This window comes from Loigolactobacillus backii, from assembly GCF_003946275.1.
Taxonomy (GTDB): Bacteria; Bacillota; Bacilli; order Lactobacillales; family Lactobacillaceae; genus Loigolactobacillus; species Loigolactobacillus backii.
Genome location: NZ_RHNQ01000118.1, coordinates 1 through 2,838, shown reverse-complemented (window position 1 = coordinate 2,838; position 2,838 = coordinate 1). Strand labels below are relative to the sequence as shown.

Genomic DNA, 2,838 nt, shown 5'->3' with positions numbered 1-2,838 from the left:
TAGCCACTGCAAAACTCATTGTACGCACCTCATTTCGGAGTTATCTTCCAAGTAAAGTAGAGCCCACTATACTTTACAAGGTAAAGTGTGGGCTCTACGAGGTAGTAGCGTTCTCCCTTCCTACTGGGAGAACTGCTATTTTTCTGCGCCTATTATCCGGCTAGAAAAACCTCCGGCGGGCTATTGCATAGCGAGCGCATTTCATGCAGAACTCTACCCGAGTAGGGCAAGCTGATGTCAGCTTAACCACAAAAAGAGCTGACCATAATATAGTCAGCTCTTAAAAAATTATACAGAAACTACCTTTTATTGATGTTTTTACTAGCATACTGTTGTTTCTGCCAATTTGACTTGATATATTCTTTAATAAAAAGCGTATTCCTTTCAGTTAGAAGTTCGAACCAGCCAGCTGGTGCTTCCTCAGACATGCAATAATCTGCAAAGTCTTTTAAATGCATAATTTCATTTTCAGAAATAAAAGTCAACATGTCACGTAAGGCTTGGCGCTTATCCCCAGTAGAAAGAGCTAAGCAACTCTCTAAATCAAAGCCTCCAAAGGTCTCAATATCAGCATTATCATACTGATATTTTTCAGGATTATCCATATGTGTCAAGTACCTAACAGCGCCAGTTAAACTACTAATTCTTTGAGGAGCAGGCGCCCTTAAAGACCTAGCAATTTCATCAATTTGTTCAAAAGATTTGTTCCCTTTATAGTTCAAAACAAGATGATAGTGAGATTTTTTCTTTTCTCCATCAGGGTTAACATCTTTATCATGTAAAGGACTGACAGCAATAGGCTCTTGCCTGATAATATCTTTCCAATTTTCAGGAAGACTTTCAGGATAAACAACAATACCCCAATTACGACCACGTTTATAAGGCTGTTTTGTTTTGGGATTTTTATTTGGACGAGGTACCGTCCAATCGATTTTAGATTCACTTTTCATATGTTATAATTACCTCACAGACTTTTAGATCGCGTCCTATGCACAGGGCGCTTTTTTTATTGCCTATAAATAGTTCCAGCTTCTGCAACCTGATTAACCAAAAAATTAACCAATCCAGATTTAGTCATGCCATATTTCTGGGCCAATTCTTCCAGCTTTGCATTAGTTTCAACGGGTATAGACAAAGTAATTTTTTTCTTTTCAACTTCAACCATCAAAAAACCTTCTTTCTTACTATTTTTATCTCTATTCCATCATTATATTATACATACGTTAGAAATACAACATTTTTTATAAAATCTCAAAACCTCCCGAAAACCCCTAGCCTAAAAGGTTTCTTGAAAAAAGTGTTCTGTTTAATGGACAATGGACACATGGGGGGTGTCGTAGTGCCCCCATGTTTTTCGCTCAAATTTTATCCCACTCAAACCAAAATATGGGCTCCGCCCACACCCGCAAGCTGTGTCAGCTTGACCCCATAAATGAGCGGGAGCTCCCGCTCAAACTCACCCCGCACTCGCCGTGGGGCATGCAAAGAAAAGCAGGTGTGCTTTTCTTTGCATGCGCAAAAGTGTTTTATCCGCTAGTCTATCAACTCCTTAAAGCCTCAAAAAGGGGCTAACTGCTAAAGCAGCAAGCCCCTTTAATTCGATTTACCGTTGACAGACACAAAGTTAAGTACGTTCAATCTAGCGAGATGGTAAATTAAGCTCTTAAACGCCATTTTAAGCTCGTATAAGCGTTTTAAAGATGTGGACCGCCTAATTCATCAGATTTATGTTTGTCGAGTTCCCGTAATCTTTCAGGGGCTTTTTTAGACGGTTCTTTTAGTCCTGCACGCTCTAGCCACTTTTCAGGTAAATTAATACCTAGTTTTTTGTGTAGAAACTCATCAACATTTCGTACAATGCCTTGAAGCGTTCCTACTAGTTTTTGCAATCGCTCATTTTCTTTTCTCAGTTCATAGTTGCGGCCCTTGGCTTCACTCAAATCATTACGTAAACTATGATTTTCTACTTCCAGATGAATTTTTTCAAAGTTATAAGCGTCGCTAGTCACCGCCCTTTGTTCCAAATCAGCGAGATCATATTTATCAACCGTGACTTTATTTTTATTCATCAAGGTGGGTTTACTAGCAATTTTCTTGGTATCCCGTGGTTTGATTTCATCAAGCTGTTTTTTAGTATCTGCAAGCTTTGCTTGTGTCTCTTGTTTTTCGGTCTCTATTTTTTTCAATTCTTCCCGCATAGCTTTGTATTCGGGTACTGATAAATTCTTACGCTCTTTATTTTTGTTACCACGTTGAACATCAAAGCCATTTTCTTTGAGGTACTGTGGTAATTCCTCTTGAATGTGCTGTAAGGCTTCACGATTGAATATACGCTTAGCTGAGAGCTTTTTATCATCATCAAAGGGCACAATGCCCATATGCATGTGAGGGGTCTTCTCGTCCATATGAACAACTGCATAGCGAATATTTTCGTCACCATAGTTATCTGCAAAATATTGTTTGGCTGTTTCAAAATATTCACGGGTTTCGGCTTCGTCTAATTGTTCAAAAAAATCTTTGTCACTGGTTATAATCCACTCATTGACTAAAACAGCGTCTTTGCGAACTGCCCGCTTACTCGCTTTGTTTTCGTTGATATAGGCTTCAATATCCGTTTTAAAATTATCAGTGCGTCCAGCCACCAAATCATAATTCAGGTGGGAGCGGGAAACATCAATATCTTCGTTGCTGTGATTAGTCGTTTTCCGTTGGTCATGATTGCCAATGCCGACTAAATTATCAGCTTTTAATTTCGTCATTCTAGCCACTGCAAAACTCATTGTACGCACCTCATTTCGGAGTTATCTTCCAAGTAAAGTAGAGCCCACTATACTTTAC

At 39.0% G+C, this 2,838-nt stretch carries 3 protein-coding genes; all 3 read right to left on the bottom strand.

The annotated features are described in order from the left end of the window. Window positions 1–299: 299 nt before the first annotated feature. Entirely contained in the window at window positions 300–950 is a 651-nt protein-coding gene (locus EKM61_RS11705; RefSeq protein WP_125636241.1) for a replication protein, read from the bottom strand. Between the two features lie 56 nt (window positions 951–1,006). Then, a complete protein-coding gene (locus EKM61_RS11700) occupies window positions 1,007–1,165 on the bottom strand; it encodes a protein RepA (protein WP_032952577.1) in 159 nt (52 codons plus the stop codon). A gap of 529 nt (window positions 1,166–1,694) precedes the next feature. After that, window positions 1,695–2,780, bottom strand: coding sequence for a MobV family relaxase (gene mobV, locus EKM61_RS11695; RefSeq protein ID WP_125636239.1), 1,086 nt, complete (start codon window positions 2,778–2,780; stop codon window positions 1,695–1,697). Window positions 2,781–2,838 lie beyond the last annotated feature (58 nt).